We start from the raw sequence: 17,100 nt of genomic DNA, 5'->3' as shown, positions 1-17,100 counted from the left end.
AGCGGTGCTTAAGCCGTCAGGCGGGAATTGTGCGGTGTTGCCTTATAATTATCTACTTTTCTCTCAGGTCTGGGTCGATAAGCGCAACCCCACCTGGTACCCCAGCAGGGTGCGGGTTTCCACCGGCTGATGGCGGATGAGTGAAAGCAGCTGCTGTGCGGTACGGCGGCCCAGCTGTTCGGCATCAAAAGAGACCGCCGTGATCTGTGGCGTACACCCCTGCAGCGCTTCGTCGTCATACAGGGAGGCAAGACGGATATCCTGCGGCACGCGCAGGTTCAGTTGTCTCAGGGTGTTCAAAGCCAGCTGGGCAACCTGGTCATCCATGCACAGGATGCAGTCCGCCCCACGCTGTACCGCGAGCTCCACAGCGCTGGTGCGTAGATCGTCGCTTTCCAGCTCCAAAAACAGCAGGCTCTCATCAATCTTGCAGCAGGCGCGGTCATGCGCCTGCTTATAGCCTTCCAGGCGGGACTGGTTGACGGTGTACAGCATGGATCCGCCCAGCAAAGCAATGCGGTGCAGGCCCTTCATCAGCAGCAGGCTGACCAGCTCGCGGCAGCCGCCCACCTGATCATGGTCCACCGAGATGACATCCTGGTCAGCCGGGCGGCCAATGGCAACAAAGGGGATGCCGCTTTTTTGCAGCATGGGGATCAGCGGATCACGCTCCAGCGTGCGGGCCAGAATCACGCCATCAATCTTGCGGTTGACCAGCAGACGCTGCATCGGGCTTGTTTCCTGCTCGCCCACCATCGTCATCAGCACATCATAATCATTGCGGGTAGCAATATCGTACACGGCGCTGACGGTTTTGCGCAAAAATGGTGCGGCAAGATTGCCGAACTGGCGCGAGAACACCAGTGAGATATTATAAGACTGCTGGGTTACCAACCCGCGTGCCAGCATATTGGGCACATAGTTTTTCTCTTTGGCGTACTGGACCACGCGGGCGCGGGTCGCTTCGCTGACACGGCCATTGCCCGAAAGGGCACGGGATACCGTGGTCTTGGACACGCCAAGGTCTTCAGCCATCTGGCTGATGTCAATTTTTTTTTCTCCTTCTGTCTGTTTACGGCGCGGCATGGGTTTACTCCTGTTAACGTTTGCTTCTATAAGATCTTCTTTCTGTCCTTGCCGGTTTTCCGCCCCACGGGCAGTTCCCAGGGTACCGTTTCAGAAACCAGTCCCCCACCCCGGCCATTCCCTACTTGGTCAATGGACTTAACATATTATACCACATTTTCCTGGATCATGGTAGCCCCCTGTGCAAAGAAAGCAAAGAACACGCTACCCCAGTACGGGGTCATTATATCATTCCTGGCTCTGTTTCCGTTTTCCAGTGTGTTTTATAACCTGGTAAAGTTTTCTCATTTTGTCCGTATCCTGCTCAGTCATCGTACCTGCGCCAAATTGGGCAGCTTGGGCCAATGCCAACAGAGCTTCGGCATCCTGGGGTTCAAGGGCGGGGACACAACTTTGCAAAAATGCGGCAAACTCCGGCGCATCGGATGGTGTATCCGGCGGCAGGCCGCGACGCACCAAAAGGCGGTAGATGCTGCCAAACACGGCCAGCACCCGCGCGTTGCAGCTGCCCCGGCCATACCCCATGGCATGGCGGCGGGCCAGCACCAGCAGCACCGCAGCAGCCAACAGGCACCCCCCCAGCAACGCCGCCAAAACCAGCCTGCTGCGGGGCACGATGGTGGCTGCGGGTTCGTTTGCGCTGCTCTCCCCTGCTGCGGGGGCGGTGTCTTGACCTTGAGTTTCGGGCAGCGGGTCGGTGCGCAGGTCGGCCTGTTGGGCGCTGACCAGCACGCCGGGGGTCATCTCCATGGGGGTCCAGCCCTGGCCGGAAATGTACACCTCCGCCCAGGCGTGGGCGTTATCGTCCTGCAAAATGGCGTGCCAGCTGCCGTCCTCCTGTTGGGTAAACAGGCTTTGCGGCGCGGCATAGCCCACCACATAGCGCGCAGGCAGCCCGAACATGCGGAACATAACCACCGCCGCCGAAGCAAACTGCACACTGTACCCCTGTTTGGATTCCGTTAAAAAGTAACGGATGGGGTCGGCCCCCTCCGGCGGCTGGGGAGCGCTGGCGTTATACTGGTAGTTGGTGTTTAGGTAGGCGCGGATGTAATCGCCAATGTCCGCAGCTTCGGTCAGCTTCTGGTCCTTTTTGGCTTCATCGCACAGGGTTTGCAGCTCGTCATAGCCGTCCGGCACGGCGGTGTAGCGGCTGGCGGCGTAAGCGGCATAGGATGCTTCCATCCGGTCCAGCACGCTGGGGTCGGCATCGGCGCGGGCTTCCAGCTGGGTTTGGGCGGTATCCCGCGGGTAATACAGGAACACATCGTCCTGCGCGGTCTGGCCCGCGGCGGCGCCATCGCCCTGGATGGTGTAATAATCACCCCAGTAGGCGTTGTACGGTGCATAGGTGTACTGGGTATCGGCGTGGATGCGCTCCACCGTCAGCGTCTGGGGCTGGGCGGTGCCGTCATAGGCGGTGCGCAAAAACGGCAGGCTGGCAATGGTCAGCCGGGCGTTATCCTCGGTTTTCCAGTTCATAGCGGCGCTGTCAAAGGCATCGGCATCAGGGGCCTGCCAGGTGGTGCCGTCATAACTGCCGCCGATAAATCCCCGCAGGTATACGGTTTCTTCGGGTTTGTCGCTGGCGGTCAGGGCCAGATCCGTCACTCCGCTGACCTGGATACCCCCGCCCTGGCTCAAGGCGCCATCCGCCACACCACCGGCAGCGGCTTCTACCTGAATGTTCAGCCTGCCGCCGCTGACCCGCGGCAGCCAGGTAATGGCGGTGCTCAGCGCGGCGGATTCCACCCGCTGGGCCGCGGGCTGCAGCCAGCCAAGGGGAACCCCCAGCGCCGGGCGCAGCAGCCACCAACAAGGCAGCGCCAGCACAAGGCAAAGCCCGCCCGCCGCCAGCGCGGCAGACTTTTGGATGTTATAATGGCGGCAAAGGTTCTGGCGGTAGTTTTCGGTATCGCGCCTGCCCCACAAGGCCCGCCGCTGCACCGAGCAGGAAGCCGCCCACGCCCCCATCCAACCGGCCAAAAGCAGCAGGCAGGCGGGCACAGCAGGCGCGGCCCCGGCCAGCGCCAGCAGCACAACAACGGGCAGCAGCATCAGATCCAGCAGCAGGGCATCCGCACGGCGCAGGGCCGCAGCGGCCAGCGCCCCGGTAACGGGCAGGGCGGCCAGCAGCAAAAACAGCCCCAGCTGCGCCGCACTGCCGCCCTGGGCCACCGGCAGCGCACTGCCAAGGCGGGCGTTCAGGTTTTGGGCAATGTTCCCGGCGCACTGCTGTGCACCGGCCAAAAAGTTCCGCTGGCAGATGAACAACACCACAAGATACACAATCACCCCCGCCAGCAGCCCCCAGCGGCGCAGGGCTTGCGGCGCACGCAGGAACAGCGCCCACCCGGCGCAGAAAGCGGCTGCCGCGGGCCACACCCACAACGGCACCGCAATGCCGAACCCGGTGGAAAGCACCAGCAGCAAACCAAAGGTGAGCGCCAGCAGCAGCGCGGCATCTGCCGCCAGCCACAACGCGGGGTGCGCTGCGGGGCGCTGGGTGCTCACCAGCACACGGTCCACAAACTTCAGCCCACTGCCGGGGTCGGCAGCGCCGCGCCGGCTCAGGGCAGTACGTTCTTTTTTGCGCTTGGGCGGGTTTTTGCGGTGCTTCGCCGCCTGTTGGGGAAAATCCCCCCATTCCTCCGCTCCGTCCAGGTCCCCACCGGGGGTTAGGGCAGCGCGCAGGGCGGTCAGCGGTTCGCGCACCATCAGGCGGTCCAGCTTGGCGCTCAGCTTCCAGTGTACCTGCTTGATGGTATCCCCGTCCCGGTACTCCCGCAGCTCATAGCTGCCGCCCAGGGCGGCGCGGGTGTCGGCTTCGTCGCCGTCCTCATCGGGGGCGGTTTCCGCTTTGGCTTTGCCAGCCGCGGCAGCGGGCAGCACACAGATGCTCTGGCTTTGCACGGCAGCCGGGCATGCCGCGGTGAACACCCCCAGGTGATCCCGCAGGGTGATGCCCCGCACCGCAATGCTCCACACACCGCTTTTGCCTGCGTTTAAGGTAATGCGCTGTTCGGCGCTCTCCTTGCTGCCCAGCATGGCGGCGCAGCGCAGGGTGATCTGCCCCCCGCCCCATTCATCGGCGGCGTTCAGCAGCACCACAAGCGCAGGGATGGGCAGCCGGCTGCGGTTGCTCAGCCGAACCGTCAGGGTAAAATCTTCGCCCTGTATCACGGGTTTGTCCGGCACCAGCAGCTCTGCCGTTACCTGCCTGCGCAGATAGGCGGCATCCAGCCGCAGCAGCACCAGAAGCACCAGCGCAAACGCTAACAGGAACACCGCCAGCGGTGCCTGGGTGATGAGCGCCGCAGCCAGCAGCACCAAAAGCACCAGCGCCCGGCCCAGCTTACCTGCCATGGCGGTCAGCCTTTTCGGGGCGGGGGCGCGGCACGGTACGCAGCAGATCCTGCATTACGCTGTCCACCGTTTCGCCGCCTGCGCGGGCCTGGTCGTTCAGCACCAGGCGGTGGCGGGCAACCGCATCAAACACAGCGGTCACATCCTGCGGGGCAACAAAATCCCGCCCCGCCAGGTACGCCGCCGCGCGCGTCATGCTGGCCAGCGCCAGGGTGGCACGGGGGCTTAACCCCACGGCCAGGCGCGGGTCCTTGCGGCTGGCCTGGGCCAGCGCCACAATGTAGCGGTACATCAGCTCATGCACAAATACCGTGCTGACCTCCTGCTGCATGGCAAGCAGATCCGCCTGACCGGCAACGGGGCGCACACGGTCCAGCAGGCGGCCTTTGCTCTGCCCGGCCAAAATTGCCAGCTCCGCTTCCTCATCGGGGTAGCCCATTACGGCGCAGACCATGAAACGGTCCAGCTGAGACTGCGGCAGCATCTGCGTGCCGGCGGCGCCGATGGGGTTCTGGGTTGCAATTACGGTAAAGGGTGCGGGCACCGGGCGGGTAACGCCGTCCACCGTCACCGTGCCTTCTTCCATCACTTCCAACAAAGCCGACTGCGTGCGGGAGGAGGTACGGTTGATCTCATCGCCCAAAAACAGGTTGCACATCACCGCACCGGCGTGGTACACAAACTTGCCGGTCTCTTTCTGGTAAACGGAAAATCCCACCAAATCGGACGGCAGAACATCCGGCGTAAACTGCACGCGGCTTTCTTTCAGGTCCAGCGCGCGGGCAAAGGCCAGCGCCAGCGTGGTTTTGCCCACGCCGGGAATATCCTCAATCAGCACATGGCCGCCCGCCAGCATGGCCATCCAGATGGTGTTTACCGTTTGCTGTTTGCCCTGCACGGCCTTGTTTACTTCGGCCGTAACGGCGGCGGCCTGCTGTGTGTACTGCATGGTTAATCCTCCCGGTGTTTTTTCCATATCACCATAATGCCAACGGCGGCGGCAATAACCACCAGCCCGGCCCACAGTGCGTTGTTTTCCAGCCAGATCATGGTATTGGAGATCGCGCTCCCCTCGGATTCCGCGCTGCCCTCCCCCGGCAATGGGGTCAGGGCCTGGGGGGCCACTTCGGCAATGGAGCTGCCGCCGGCATCCTCCACGGTCACCTGGCGCGGCGTTTCGTCCCAGGTAGCGGCGCTTTCCTGCAAATCCTCCTCTTTGGTGGTGTCCGCAGCGGCGGTGTCGTGCTCCGCAATTACCAGGTAGCGCTGGCTGTTGCGGGTGTAGGGGTGGCAGGTGGAAAGGGTCAGCAGGTCCCGCCCCGGCTGGATCAGCACGGCGTTGATATCGCTGGGGTCAATAATTTTCAGCTCGCTCACGCGGTAAATCAGCGTTTCCCACGGGGTGGTCAGCTGGATCTTGTCCCCCACCTGGATCTGCTGCACGTTGCGCAGCATTTCCGCGCCATAATAGCCGCGGTGGGCGGCAATCACGGTGTTGGTGTTTTCGCCGCCCAGCGGCATCGAGGTCTGGCCCAGCAGCGCCGCGCCTTTGGCCAGGTTTTCGCGGCTGGCGCCCAGGTAAACGGGCAGCTCCAGGTTCAGGCGCGGGATCCACAGCACAGCCAGCACATCATCGTCATAGCCATAGGCAGCAAGGTCCAGCGGGGCTTCCTCGTAGGCAAACGGGTCGGTCAGGCCGCTTTGGCCCCCGGCGTAAATTTCCGCGTTATAGTCCTGCATCGCGGCGTACAGTTCAGGGTAGGCGCGTTCCGGCTCCGGGGGTTCGGCTGTGGTTTCCTCCGCCGCGGGGGCGGTGGGCTGGGCTTCGGCGCGGGCCGCAAACTGCGCAGCGGTTTTGGCGTTGCGGGTGCTGGTCCACCACTGGGCAGCGGTGGGCTGTATCAACAGCGCCAGCCCCAGCAAAATGGCCAGCCAGGCCAGAATTTTAGCAATCAGCCGTCCCATTTAGTCATCCTCCTCGCGCTTTTTGCAGCGGTGCAGCAGCAAAAGTAGCAGCAGCGCTTCGCCGCCGATCACAATGCTGCCCGTTACCGCGATCCACGGCCAGGCATCCACCACGCGCTTGACCACCGTTCCGGTGCGCAGCGCCTGATACTGCACGGCCTGCGGGGTGTTGGTTTCTTCCTCTCCATTATAAGGGATGCGGGTGCCGCGCACAAGCATGCGGTGGGTGTTGATGGCATACGGCGTGCAGGTAACAAGGGTGCAGTAATCCTGCCCCGCGGTGATGTCCAGATCCTCGGTGTGCTCCGGTTCCACCACTTTGATTTGATCCACCTGGTACGCCAGCGTTTCATCCAGAATATGCAGGTAGAAACAGTCGCCCTCTTCCAGCTTGTCCAGGTCGGTGAACAGCACGGCTTCGGGCAGGCCGCGGTGGCCGGTCAGCACGCTGTGGGTGCTTTCGCCGCCAAGGGGGTAGCTGGAGCCTTCCAGATGGCCAACGCCCCTTTGCAGCACATCATCGCTGGTGCCTTCGTAAATGGGCAGGTTGACGTCAATTTTCGGGATGGTGATATACCCCAGGCTTTCGCCCACATCCACAAGGTCCACATAGCTGGTGCCGGTATCCTCCGCTTCGCCTGCGGCATCGCGCTCCACGGCGCTGTCCAGCTGCTGGTTATAGCGGCGGGCGGCCTCCTTGGCGGCGTCCAGTTTTTCGGTATCCATGCTTTTTACGGTATCATCGTAATTTTGGATCGCTTCGCTGGCGTGGCGCTGCGCCACCGCGTTGCTGATAACCGGGTACGATGCCACCCCAATGCCGGACAGGATCATCAAGGCCGCAAAGCCGACTTTTAGTTTTGTTGTGGTATCCATAGCGTCACCGCGAACCTTTCCGTGAGAGGGTTGAAGTTGGGAGCTGATGCAATTAGAAATTAGGAATTGGAAGTAGGCAAAAGAATAAATAATAAAGAATAATGAATCATTGTGGTGGACCGCGGCGCATTGCGCCGCTCAGGAGATATTGGGTTGGGGGTGGTTTTTAGGGTAGTGAATAACAATAAAATAATCTGTAGGGCCTTACGGCGTTGCACACCACAAAATTGTAATAAACCTCGCCCTGCATGTAGGGGGCGGCGTCCCCGACGCCCCGTTTGACGGGCCTAATAATTGCCGCCCATCCACCCCGCGCAGCAAACATAAAAACCATTTGTAGGGGCCGATGCTCGCCATCGGCCCGTTTGACGGGCCTTGCCCTATTTATTTTTAGGTTCTGCACGGGGAACCACCCCTCAGGCCGCTCCGCGTCCAGCTCCCCTCAAGGGGCGCCAATATCTTACCTTATGTTTGCGGTGGCACCCCTTGAGGGGTGGCTCCCCGCCGCAAACCTGACGCCCGTGGGGTGGTTCCCCACGCAGGGCCTAAAAATCAGCCGAACAACGGCCATGTACACCCAAAAAAATTTATTTCCCAATAACCCACCATAGGGGGAGGGCCAAACCCGGCCCTCCCCCTGTGTATGATGGATTATCCCTCTATACCCTATTGGTGAATTGTAACATTGTTTTGCCTTGCGGCGGGCGCATCAGGCGCGGTTCTTCTTTTTCAGGCTCAGCAGCACGCCAACACCGGCCACAACCAGCAGCACACCAATGCCGCTGAACAGCAGGGTGCCGAAACCACCGGTGGTGGGCAGGTCAAAGCCCTTGCGGTTGATGATGAGGATCTCTGCATAGCTGTACGGAGTATTGCCATTCTTGAAAGTAGTGGTCTTTACGTCACGCTTAATCAATTTGCCATCGCTAGAAAATTTATTGTTAGCTGTCCAACTAGTAGCATAATCCACAGTCAAATTGGCATCAACAGGGCCGGAAAGCAAGTTATAGCCCTTATTTGTCATGGTTTCTACCAATTTGTACTCGCCATCGGGCAAACCATTAACAGTTGCACGACCAGCATTTTCACCCTCACCCGCGGTCGTAAGTGTGGCTACCTTAAACCACTTCGGCTGATTCTCAGCTTCTGTTGCATTCAACCCCAGTGCCTTGGCCTCTTCCGCAGTCAGGAACTTGCATTCCTTTATACCAAAGATAACAGTATCGGGCGTACCCTCTTTCAGTTTGTCAGTCTTTTCATCGTACTTCTTATAAAGGTCAAATGTTACACCATTCAGCAGTTTTACAGTATTTCCATCCTGACCCTTTTTCAGGATACCAGTTTTGAAGGTATAAACAACAGCCTTATCATGGATTTCATAGGGAGTATCAATATCGCCCTCTTGAATATCCGTCTTGCGGGAGTAATCAAGGTGAGCTTCGTTCACATTGCCAACAGTGGTAGTGTCTGCGTCCTCCTGCAAAGTTGCAGTGTAAGAAATCGTGATGGTCTTACCGGCAGCTGCCTTCAGTTTATCCTGGCTCGTTCCTGCTTTAAAATCAATCGTAATTTCAGAATTATTGCCATTAGAGGTATTTGTCAACGTGTAATCAGTATTCGCAGCAAAGGTTACATCTTTACCATCTACACTTTTACTGCTAATGGTAACACTGTCAATGTTATGCATAAGCTGATTCTTGTTCATTGTATCAACAACTTTAAAGGTATTCAGCTTTGCTACATTCTCAGGTACATAAATGGTCAGAGTATATTCAACGGTATCACCAACAGCATAGTCGGTATCATTGCCTGCGTCACTACCCTTGGTAGTATCACGCTGTTTCACATCTTTCTCCAAATCCGGCTTATGGTTATAAACCGTCATGGTATTGTCATCGTTAATTACAAAATCGCTGTTCGGGGTGGCTCCATCCGGCGTTACAAGCTTACCTTGATCATCAATTTCAAACTCATATGCCACATTGTTGTTGATAATATAGCCGCTTTCCTTGTTTTCTACATAGCCAATTTCCACAAAGCGATATTTACCCTTGAGCAAACTCTTAACTGTAATTTTGCCTTCATTGTTTGTTGTAAACTCGCATGTGTTATCTACAGTATAATCATCGTATTTATCCTCGTTCGCCGAATTCACATTGTAGCGCTGCAACTTAAAGATAACATCCGGCAAATTTTTGATTTCATCCTTTTTACCGTCTGTTTTACCTTTCTTTATCAGCGTAATGTCACCTTTCGCGGAGCTGTTCTTCGGGTAAACGACAACATCATAGAGCCATTCCTTAAGCTGGCCGTCCGCTGCTTGCTCACCATCCTGTACTCTCGTCATAGGAATAGAAACAAGGAACGGATCCACGGGCTTTACAACGGAATCCGGCGGCGTTGTTTCGATAACCAGGTACATGCCAACGCTCAGGTCTGCAAACTTAACAAAACCATTAGCATCCGTTTTTCTTTCCGTTTTGCCGTCTTTATCTTTAACAGCTTTGTTAGCGATACCTTCTTTCAGATTTGCTGCGGTTTTATTGTCAGTAGTCTTAAAAAAGCTATCCGCTGTAACAGCAGCATCATCACTAGCAGCTTCATAATATGCTACCAGCTCATCTGCCGTTTTAACCTGATAAATAGTAAAACCTGCATCTTTAAGCGGCGTAGCCCCATTCGGCACAGTCTGCTGCTCACCAGTTCCAGCTACAGAACCTGTCAATTCTGTGCTATGGAGATACTTATAAATGGTAATAGAGCCTTTTTTTGTTTTATCAATCGTACTTACGCTGGTTTTGATTTCAGGTGTTTGGGCATTGCCTTCGCCCTCGGCTGCCATTGCTGGCATGGCGCACAGGCTGAGGGCCAGAGCGGCGCTCAACAGGCCTGTGAGAAAACGTTTTGCTTTTTTCATTTCAGTACCTCTTCTCTTAAAAAAATCATCATCGGATGGGCGGCGGGGCCGCCCGGCTTAAGGGTTCTGCATCAGCACGGCGTGCAGTGCGGGGCGCTGCAGCGGTGAAACGCTGCCGCGCCGCCCGCACTGTGCCGTGAAGAAAAAAGGAGGAAAAACTGGGCCGCTTGCCCACTTGGCTTAAGGTGCATCTGAAACCAAAGGAAATAACGGATATTTCGCAGCCACAAGCAGGATGTAAGGCAAAGAGCCGCCGGAATCCTTTCCGGATCCCAAGGCTTCTTAACACAAAATCCGGCTGCGCTTATAGAAACAGGCGATATTTTCCGCTTTTCAGTTACACACCCCGGCTTATGGCTGCGCCCTGCCGTAAACGGGCGCGCACTGGCGGGCTGTACCCTGGGGGTTGCTGGGTTTCCGGGGGATGGTTAATGTCGCCGGCCCCCTTTCCTGTTGTAGCGGAATGTGAATATCAACAGCCCTGCCACCGCCAGCGGCAAGCCGATCAGCAGCCACAGGCTTGGCGCGTCTGCACCCGTGTGGGGCAGCTCAGGCGTTTTACGGTTCAGAACGGTAAGGTGCATGGTGTAGGTGTTATTGGCGCCCGGAATGAACGTCTTATCGTCTTTCTTAACTTCCACATCATCAATATAACACTTGCCGTCTTGGGTAAATTGGATCTTAATTGGCTGTGCCAACAGGTTGTACTCCGGATGTGCCTTGGTTTCCGTCAGGCGGTATGTACCGGGTTCCAGATTTGTGAACGGGTTCGGGGTTATCTTGCCGTCCGTTCCGGTTGTACCGGTAATGGAACCTTTGTTTGTGCTATTGAATGGGTAGTTTTTATCTACTACCCACTGCGTTTTTCCTTCGGCTGTTGTTTCGACCAGCTTTTCCAGCTTGAACTCAACACCACTCAAGAGCACGTCATTGCTATTTTCGTCTTTTTCCGCGTCCTTCTTGATGATATCCAGTACAAACTTCGGGTTCTGCAGCTTGTTGGTCAGCTCAATCTTGCCGCTGCCGCCGGTGATGGTTCCATCGGTGGCTGTGGCTGGCGTTGTAGTTGCGCCGGTTTCGCTGTCCGTTTCGCTGTTTGCTGTGGCTGTATTGCCTGTTGAGCTGTCCGCGCTGTTCGTTTCGCTGTTTGGTCTTGCTTCAGCCTTTACCGTTACAACATACGTATTGCCCTTAATCGTAATGGTTTCGCCTGGTGCTACCTGTTTAAATTTGTCATTCTCCACCGTACCTTCCACAATGCGGTACACATAATCGGTGTGGCTTTTATCCGTATTGATTTGGTACTGATCCAAACCGCTAAAGGTATACAGCCAGCCGTAAGTACCGCGGTTAATGGTAACATAGTTTGGGCTGTCTGCTCTCGGGTAGTTTACCGGTTTCCAGTCTGCATCGTTTTGGCTGGTTGCCAGACGGCGCTGGAGCTGGATGTAGATTGTATCCGGCCGGTTCGCAGTGCTAAGATTGTCCGTACCTTCCCAGAGCTTATCGAACTCAATGTTGATCAGTGTGCGCTGGGTGTTGGTAAAGATTGCGGTAAGTTCCGGATTGTTCGGATCTTTGCTCTTCTCAATCACGCCTTCCACCATGGTGTTGTTTTTGATCACATGGGCGGATTTGCAACTATCCGGAACGGTTACGCTTTGCAGTTTGGCACCATCGGTGCTTCCGACTTCCTCGATGGTATAGCGGGTGCCAATGGGGATGCCGGTGATGGTTCCGGTGCTTTCGCCCTTAATCGTAACGGTTCTTTCGATGGGCTTTTCTTCCAGACCCTCACCGCCAACATCATTAAAGGTAACTTTGAAGGTGTAGGTTCCGGTCAAGGTTTCGCCCTCTGCGGCCTTCTTTTGGATTTTCAGCCCGCCGGTTTTGACGGTGTTGACGTATTTTACCTTTAGCTTTGTCAGCGTGGAGCTTGTTTCGTCCGGGTCCTTATAGGAGCGGAAGACGATGGTGTTTTTGTCAGGCTTCTTGCTATTCGCCGTGTAGCCATCATTCTTTACCCCATCTGTATTGTCATAAACTTCCGTTCGGCCATCATCGGGGCCTTTGGGGGGATCATACTGCTCTTTTAACGACCTGTCTCTCCCGAATGTTACGGTCTTTACATTTAATGTGTCCTCCGGATTCGTCGACTCAACCGCCTTCCCGTTCTCGTACACGGTCCATGTGGTGTCGTACAGGCTTGGGTTCAGTTTCTCTCTGAGCGAAATGTAGCTGCCGCGGCGGAACTGGTCGCTGAAGGTAACGGTTTCTCCAGCTTCCAGAACAAAGCGTCCGTCCTCGTCCACCAACTGGGTGTCGCTGTCCTCGGTGGAGGTGTACTGTGCGTATTTGGCGTTTTGCAGCTGACCGGTTGTGGCGGAGCCGTAATCCGGGATTTTCTCCTGATCGGTTGTAAAGCCGGTCATCTTACTTGGCACCGCTTTGGGAATGAAGGTAAAGTTCCTGAAATAGATGTTGCGGCTATAGTTATCGCCCACGCGGATGGTTTTGACGTTGCCGCTAAAACCGTCCCGCTCTTTCATCTTGTGCAGGTCCAGCTTTACGGTGACCCATTTGCCTGTCTTCAGTTCGACCGAGCCATACGTTGCGCCGTTAATGCCTGTTGTGTCAAGGCTGCCTTTTTGGACGTCATTTTCATCCAGCAGTTCCAGATACAGGTTGTTGAGGGAAAGTTCACCTCCACCATCCTTTGGATCAACGTAAACCTGGAACGTAAGGAAGCGCATGTTGTCTTTGATATTGATGGGGGCATTCAGCGTCAGGATGCCATAACGTTGCTTACGCGCTGCACTGACGGGTTCCGTATCCGTATAGCGTGCGTACCAGTGAAGGACCTGTTCGGTATCTTGCACGGAATCTGGATGGGGGTTTGTATCCAACTTGAAAATGTACTCACCTTCGGTTGAATTGGTTGCGGGTTTAAACGTGTTACCACTTTCCGCAGTCAAATCCACCTTTTGGGACTTAATACCGCCCGTATCCGGGTCAGCGGCCGGTGTTGTTCCATAATGGGTTGCCTGGTTCTGGATGGTGAAGTTGAAGATTTTCTGGTTTTTAAAGCAGTTTTTGAAGTCATCATCAGTAACGTTGGTCAGATCGACTTCTTTTTGAACCTGCAGCTCGTTATTATCCGGGAAGTTGAACGCCACCGCCATGTTGGATTCCCACATACCGCGTTCCATATAGTACATGGTAAGGGTGTGCTTTTTGCCTTTGTCGAGGTCATTAAGAGTAGTGCCTTGCGCGTAGAAATTGATGACCTCGCCATTATATGTTACGGTCTTGACAGCGGATTTGACATTTTTTTCATCTTTATCTTTATCTGACGTTCCGCCTGTTTTGACCCTACTGACATAGGCTGTTACACTATTATTCTTTTCATCTGCCTTGCCAAATTCCAGCAGGCCGGAAACCTCACCATGGGCGCCGCCAACGTCAAGCGCCAGCTGGCCATCAATGAATACCCAAACGTCATCGTCACCGGAGAAGAAGAACTTGATGCTGGTTTTTTCCGTTGTTCCATCTGCCTTTTCTGTTTCCACCATGCCGTCATCCGTCAGGGTAAAATCCATCTGCAGCTTGGTGCCAAAGCCGTAATTGTAGGTAGAAAACACACCAGGCTTTGCTGTTTCATTGAACGGGAAGTAGCCATAAGGGTCTTTCGGGTTCGATGACGCACTCACATTCTTTGAAGACTCTCTGTTATTGGCACTTTGGCTTTGGAGAAAATATTTTGAATCCGAATTTTGTTCCGAATTTTGTTTTAGATACAAGGTTGTATCCTTGCTGTCAAAGCACCAATAATCAACGCCCTGATCCTCACCAAAAATCTGTTTCTTGGTAAAGGGGAACGCAACGTTGTCGTACACTTCACCAAGCTTTGCATTTTTACTATTCTTTCCTAAGAGGAATTCTTTGTTAAAGTGCGGTTCTACTGCTCCTGTACCTTTCAGCAGCGGTTCACCTGTTGCTTTACCGGTGGATGTTGTATTCGCAACCAATCCCTGATAGGCATAGTTTGTATGATTACTTCCATTGGTATTATCGTCATTACGCTGAGAGTTATTGATTGCCATAAAATGATTAAATTTGCTTTGCTCATTGTCGTACCCAAACAAATTTAATGTACTAGCAATCTGGCTAAATTCAGTTCCACTATCAGGCTGGAAATGTCCGGTATAAATCGGGTATTGGGCCTTTGCATCCTTATAATAATCGCTCAGCGCCTGATCGAACTGGCGGAAGGGTACCCAGTTGCGGTGACTTACAGTAGGAGAACTTTGATCGTAACTGCCACGGTTATTGCCGTTCAGTTCGTAATCTGTATAATAGTCATACAGCGTACTGGTAACATACTTTGTGTTTGGTTTTTCCGTAAAAGGAACGGATGCAATATCTACTACTTTAGTTTTAGTAGTGTCAGTAGTGTCAGTATTTTTCCACGTTTCGGCATCACGCAGGGTACCTTTTGGAGCCCAGTAGCCGCCACGAGTGGTACCTTTATATACTGCATCGTCATTCGTATCCGCATAGAAGCAATTTTTGTCATCTGTGGGAATCGGCAACCACGCTGTACTTACTCCATTTCCTTTTGTCGTATTGTCATCGTTAATTTCTTCACCGGAAAAGATGATTGAACGATATCCTTGGGGAATGTCAATATAATAAAGATTTTCGTTTGTACCATCTTTTACCAGCGTGCCGCTTTCGGATTCTACGCCGTCTCCTTTTATCCGATAATAAATGGTCTCTTTATTATTATTATTGGCTTTGGGGATTGAAAAGTCGTCGGTATCTCCATTCAATGCCATCTTGGAGAAAGTAGCATCGTAATAGATGCGGGTGGCACCGGGACGCCCCCATGTTGCATCCTTAATACCATTGTACATGTAGCAATAGCATTGACCTTCGGAATACTGGAAGCGTTTCTGATTTTCTCCTGTTACTTCCTCATTATAAAAATTGTAGTATTCACTTATTACTGTATCGCCCTCGGTAAAGCGAACAAAAGAGCAAAAATCTTTAGGAATGGTAAAGGTTGCTGTGGAACCAGGTTGGATATCATTTAAGGATATTGGCTGCTCACTGACTGGGGTAAGGGTTTTATTAGTATCTGGTTCATAAAACCAGGCTTTGACGTTCGTTAGTGTTTCACTGGTTTTATTTTCAAAGGCCATCGTTTTGTTAGCGAAATGCTTATGGCCAACCTTATAGATTTTCCACAGCTCTGGATGCCAGCCATCTCCGTTCTCTCCGTCATAGTAGTCGCCGCCGATATAATTCGGATTAACTGGATCGAACGATATATCCCGTAGCTGATTATTATCATCTACTTTAACAATGGTTACTGTGTATGTATGTGTTTCTCCTTTATATCCGCGAAATTCAAGTCCACCCAACACTCCATATTTATAGTGGTCTTGATGATTCAGGACCACAGAATAAATTTTTCTTCCGTCATCCGTTTCGCTAACTTCCTTCATAGGAAGTTCATATTTTGGATCATTTTGACTTTTTCCAATAATGGCACGTATTGTCACCCCTGTATAATCGATCCAACTCTTAGGCACTGCAAAATAGAGCGTGTAAGTAGCCGGCACTCCCCCCTCACTAACTGCCTGCACGTTATCCACGCTTTTTGCGGCGTACATCTTCTGCGGCTGTTCGGTCGGTTCCGGGGTGGCGGTGGGGGTCACGGTCGGCGTGGGGGTGGCCGTTGCGGTGGCTGTCGGTTCCGGGGTCGGGGTGGGTTCTGCCGTGGGCTCCGGCGTTTCGGTCGGGGCGGGCTGCTCCGGCTCGGCGCTTTGTTCCGGTTCCGGGGTGGCGGCATCCGGCACCGGGGTGGCGGCGTTCTGCTCCGGCGGAGCGGTATCCTCCCCGGAGGCCGTTCCCGGCTCATCCTCCAGCAGCTCTACTTCGCCAGGTGCGTCGGGCAGAAGATCCACCTCGGCGTATACAGGCAGGGCCATTGCCATAACCAGGCAAGCGGTGACAAGCAGCGCTGTCAGCCGGCGCGCCCAACCTGTTGTGTTTTTCCCTGTTCTATTCAATCTGCTCACCCGTCTTTCGCGCTGGCTTGATGGAAGCACATTGTTCCACAGGGGATCCCTGTGAAACAGTAAAAGAAGCCAGCTTCTTTTACTTGCGCAACCGTTGCCATGTTGTTTTCAAAAAAAAACCGCATCGAGTCTTCTCATTGCGCATTTACTTTTTATTTTCTTAATATAGCACCTTTACACCAGAAAGACAATACAATCCACGCAAATTCCTGTTTTTCAGCACTTTTACTGATTGCGCTTTCCTCCAATTATATAATGTGTTCAAAGCCTTTGTATAATTTACTCCTGATTTTCTTTTTGGCAGCGGTCCCTTTTATATACTTTGACCGCGCGTTTATGATCCTCTGCGCACACAGAGCGCAACTTTGCGGCAAAATTCGCCTTTTTTGTTGCATTTTCCTGTTTTTGCGCAATTATTTGTTTCGCATGCGCCTGTTTGCGGCGGGGCCTGGCGGCTGGGTGGGCGCCTTGTGGGAGGGATGGCAGGTTTGCGGCGCACGGTTCCCGTTTTTTTGCGGCGCGATGGGTACACCGCGCCCCTGCAAACGGTTTGCGGTGTTTGCGGCGGCGGGTGCGGGTTTGGTGGATTGCACGCCCGCCAACGGGACGCCGTTCTCCCTTTACAACGGGGTGCGGGTTTGCTGCAGATATGCCATTCGCTTTTTTGTCCCCCCTGCCCCGCCCCTGATTCCCGGTTCCCCATTGCTGATTTCTATTTGCGCCAGCTCCTGAGGTGCCTCTGAGAGCAACGAAAATAGCGGATCTTTCGCAAGCACAAAATCCGGCTGCGTTTACTGAAACAGA

8 protein-coding genes are annotated in these 17,100 nt (G+C 54.4%); 1 reads left to right on the top strand and 7 read right to left on the bottom strand.

What is annotated here, in order from left to right; translation table 11 throughout:
• Positions 1-63: 63 nt before the first annotated feature.
• From PG062_RS08920 to PG062_RS08890, 7 genes are all read right to left on the bottom strand, one after another.
• Positions 64-1,086 carry a LacI family DNA-binding transcriptional regulator gene (locus PG062_RS08920; RefSeq protein ID WP_114000251.1) on the bottom strand — a complete coding sequence of 341 codons (1,023 nt, stop codon included), beginning with the start codon at positions 1,084-1,086 and terminating at the stop codon, positions 64-66.
• 228 nt (positions 1,087-1,314) lie between these two features.
• Positions 1,315-4,452, bottom strand: a complete 3,138-nt coding sequence (locus tag PG062_RS08915; RefSeq protein ID WP_270752020.1) for a transglutaminase domain-containing protein — start codon at positions 4,450-4,452, stop codon at positions 1,315-1,317.
• On the bottom strand, positions 4,442-5,401 hold the full coding sequence (locus PG062_RS08910; protein WP_270752019.1) for an AAA family ATPase: 960 nt from the start codon (positions 5,399-5,401) through the stop codon (positions 4,442-4,444). The genes PG062_RS08915 and PG062_RS08910 overlap by 11 nt, the downstream gene beginning before the upstream one ends.
• Before the next feature lie 2 nt (positions 5,402-5,403).
• A complete protein-coding gene (locus PG062_RS08905; RefSeq protein WP_114000248.1) occupies positions 5,404-6,417 on the bottom strand; it encodes a class C sortase in 1,014 nt (337 codons plus the stop codon).
• Entirely contained in the window at positions 6,418-7,293 is an 876-nt protein-coding gene (locus PG062_RS08900; protein ID WP_270752018.1) for a class C sortase, read from the bottom strand. It abuts the gene before it with no gap.
• Between the two features lie 709 nt (positions 7,294-8,002).
• Positions 8,003-10,210, bottom strand: a complete 2,208-nt coding sequence (locus PG062_RS08895) for a SpaH/EbpB family LPXTG-anchored major pilin (protein ID WP_270752017.1) — start codon at positions 10,208-10,210, stop codon at positions 8,003-8,005.
• 428 nt (positions 10,211-10,638) lie between these two features.
• Positions 10,639-16,212, bottom strand: a complete 5,574-nt coding sequence (locus tag PG062_RS08890) for a SpaA isopeptide-forming pilin-related protein (protein WP_270752016.1) — start codon at positions 16,210-16,212, stop codon at positions 10,639-10,641.
• 183 nt (positions 16,213-16,395) lie between these two features.
• On the opposite strand from PG062_RS08890, the gene PG062_RS08885 reads away from it, so the two are divergent.
• A complete protein-coding gene (locus PG062_RS08885; RefSeq protein ID WP_270752015.1) occupies positions 16,396-17,028 on the top strand; it encodes a hypothetical protein in 633 nt (210 codons plus the stop codon).
• Positions 17,029-17,100 lie beyond the last annotated feature (72 nt).

Origin of the sequence: Gemmiger qucibialis, from assembly GCF_027689445.1 — a bacterium.
Taxonomy (GTDB): domain Bacteria; phylum Bacillota; class Clostridia; order Oscillospirales; family Ruminococcaceae; genus Gemmiger; species Gemmiger qucibialis.
The sequence above is the reverse complement of the archived record's forward strand: the minus strand, read 5'-3'. Positions and strand labels throughout refer to the sequence as shown.

Bases quoted from the DNA above. Each gene is read 5' to 3' on its own strand.
- PG062_RS08890 (WP_270752016.1), bottom strand. From the start codon at position 16,212: ATGGCAATGGCCCTGCCTGTATACGCCGAGGTGGATCTTCTGCCCGAC.
- PG062_RS08905 (WP_114000248.1), bottom strand. From the start codon at position 6,417: ATGGGACGGCTGATTGCTAAAATTCTGGCCTGGCTGGCCATTTTGCTG.
- PG062_RS08895 (WP_270752017.1), bottom strand. From the start codon at position 10,210: ATGAAAAAAGCAAAACGTTTTCTCACAGGCCTGTTGAGCGCCGCTCTG.
- PG062_RS08910 (WP_270752019.1), bottom strand. From the start codon at position 5,401: ATGCAGTACACACAGCAGGCCGCCGCCGTTACGGCCGAAGTAAACAAG.
- PG062_RS08915 (WP_270752020.1), bottom strand. From the start codon at position 4,452: ATGGCAGGTAAGCTGGGCCGGGCGCTGGTGCTTTTGGTGCTGCTGGCT.
- PG062_RS08900 (WP_270752018.1), bottom strand. From the start codon at position 7,293: ATGGATACCACAACAAAACTAAAAGTCGGCTTTGCGGCCTTGATGATC.
- PG062_RS08885 (WP_270752015.1), top strand. From the start codon at position 16,396: ATGTTGTTTTCAAAAAAAAACCGCATCGAGTCTTCTCATTGCGCATTT.
- PG062_RS08920 (WP_114000251.1), bottom strand. From the start codon at position 1,086: ATGCCGCGCCGTAAACAGACAGAAGGAGAAAAAAAAATTGACATCAGC.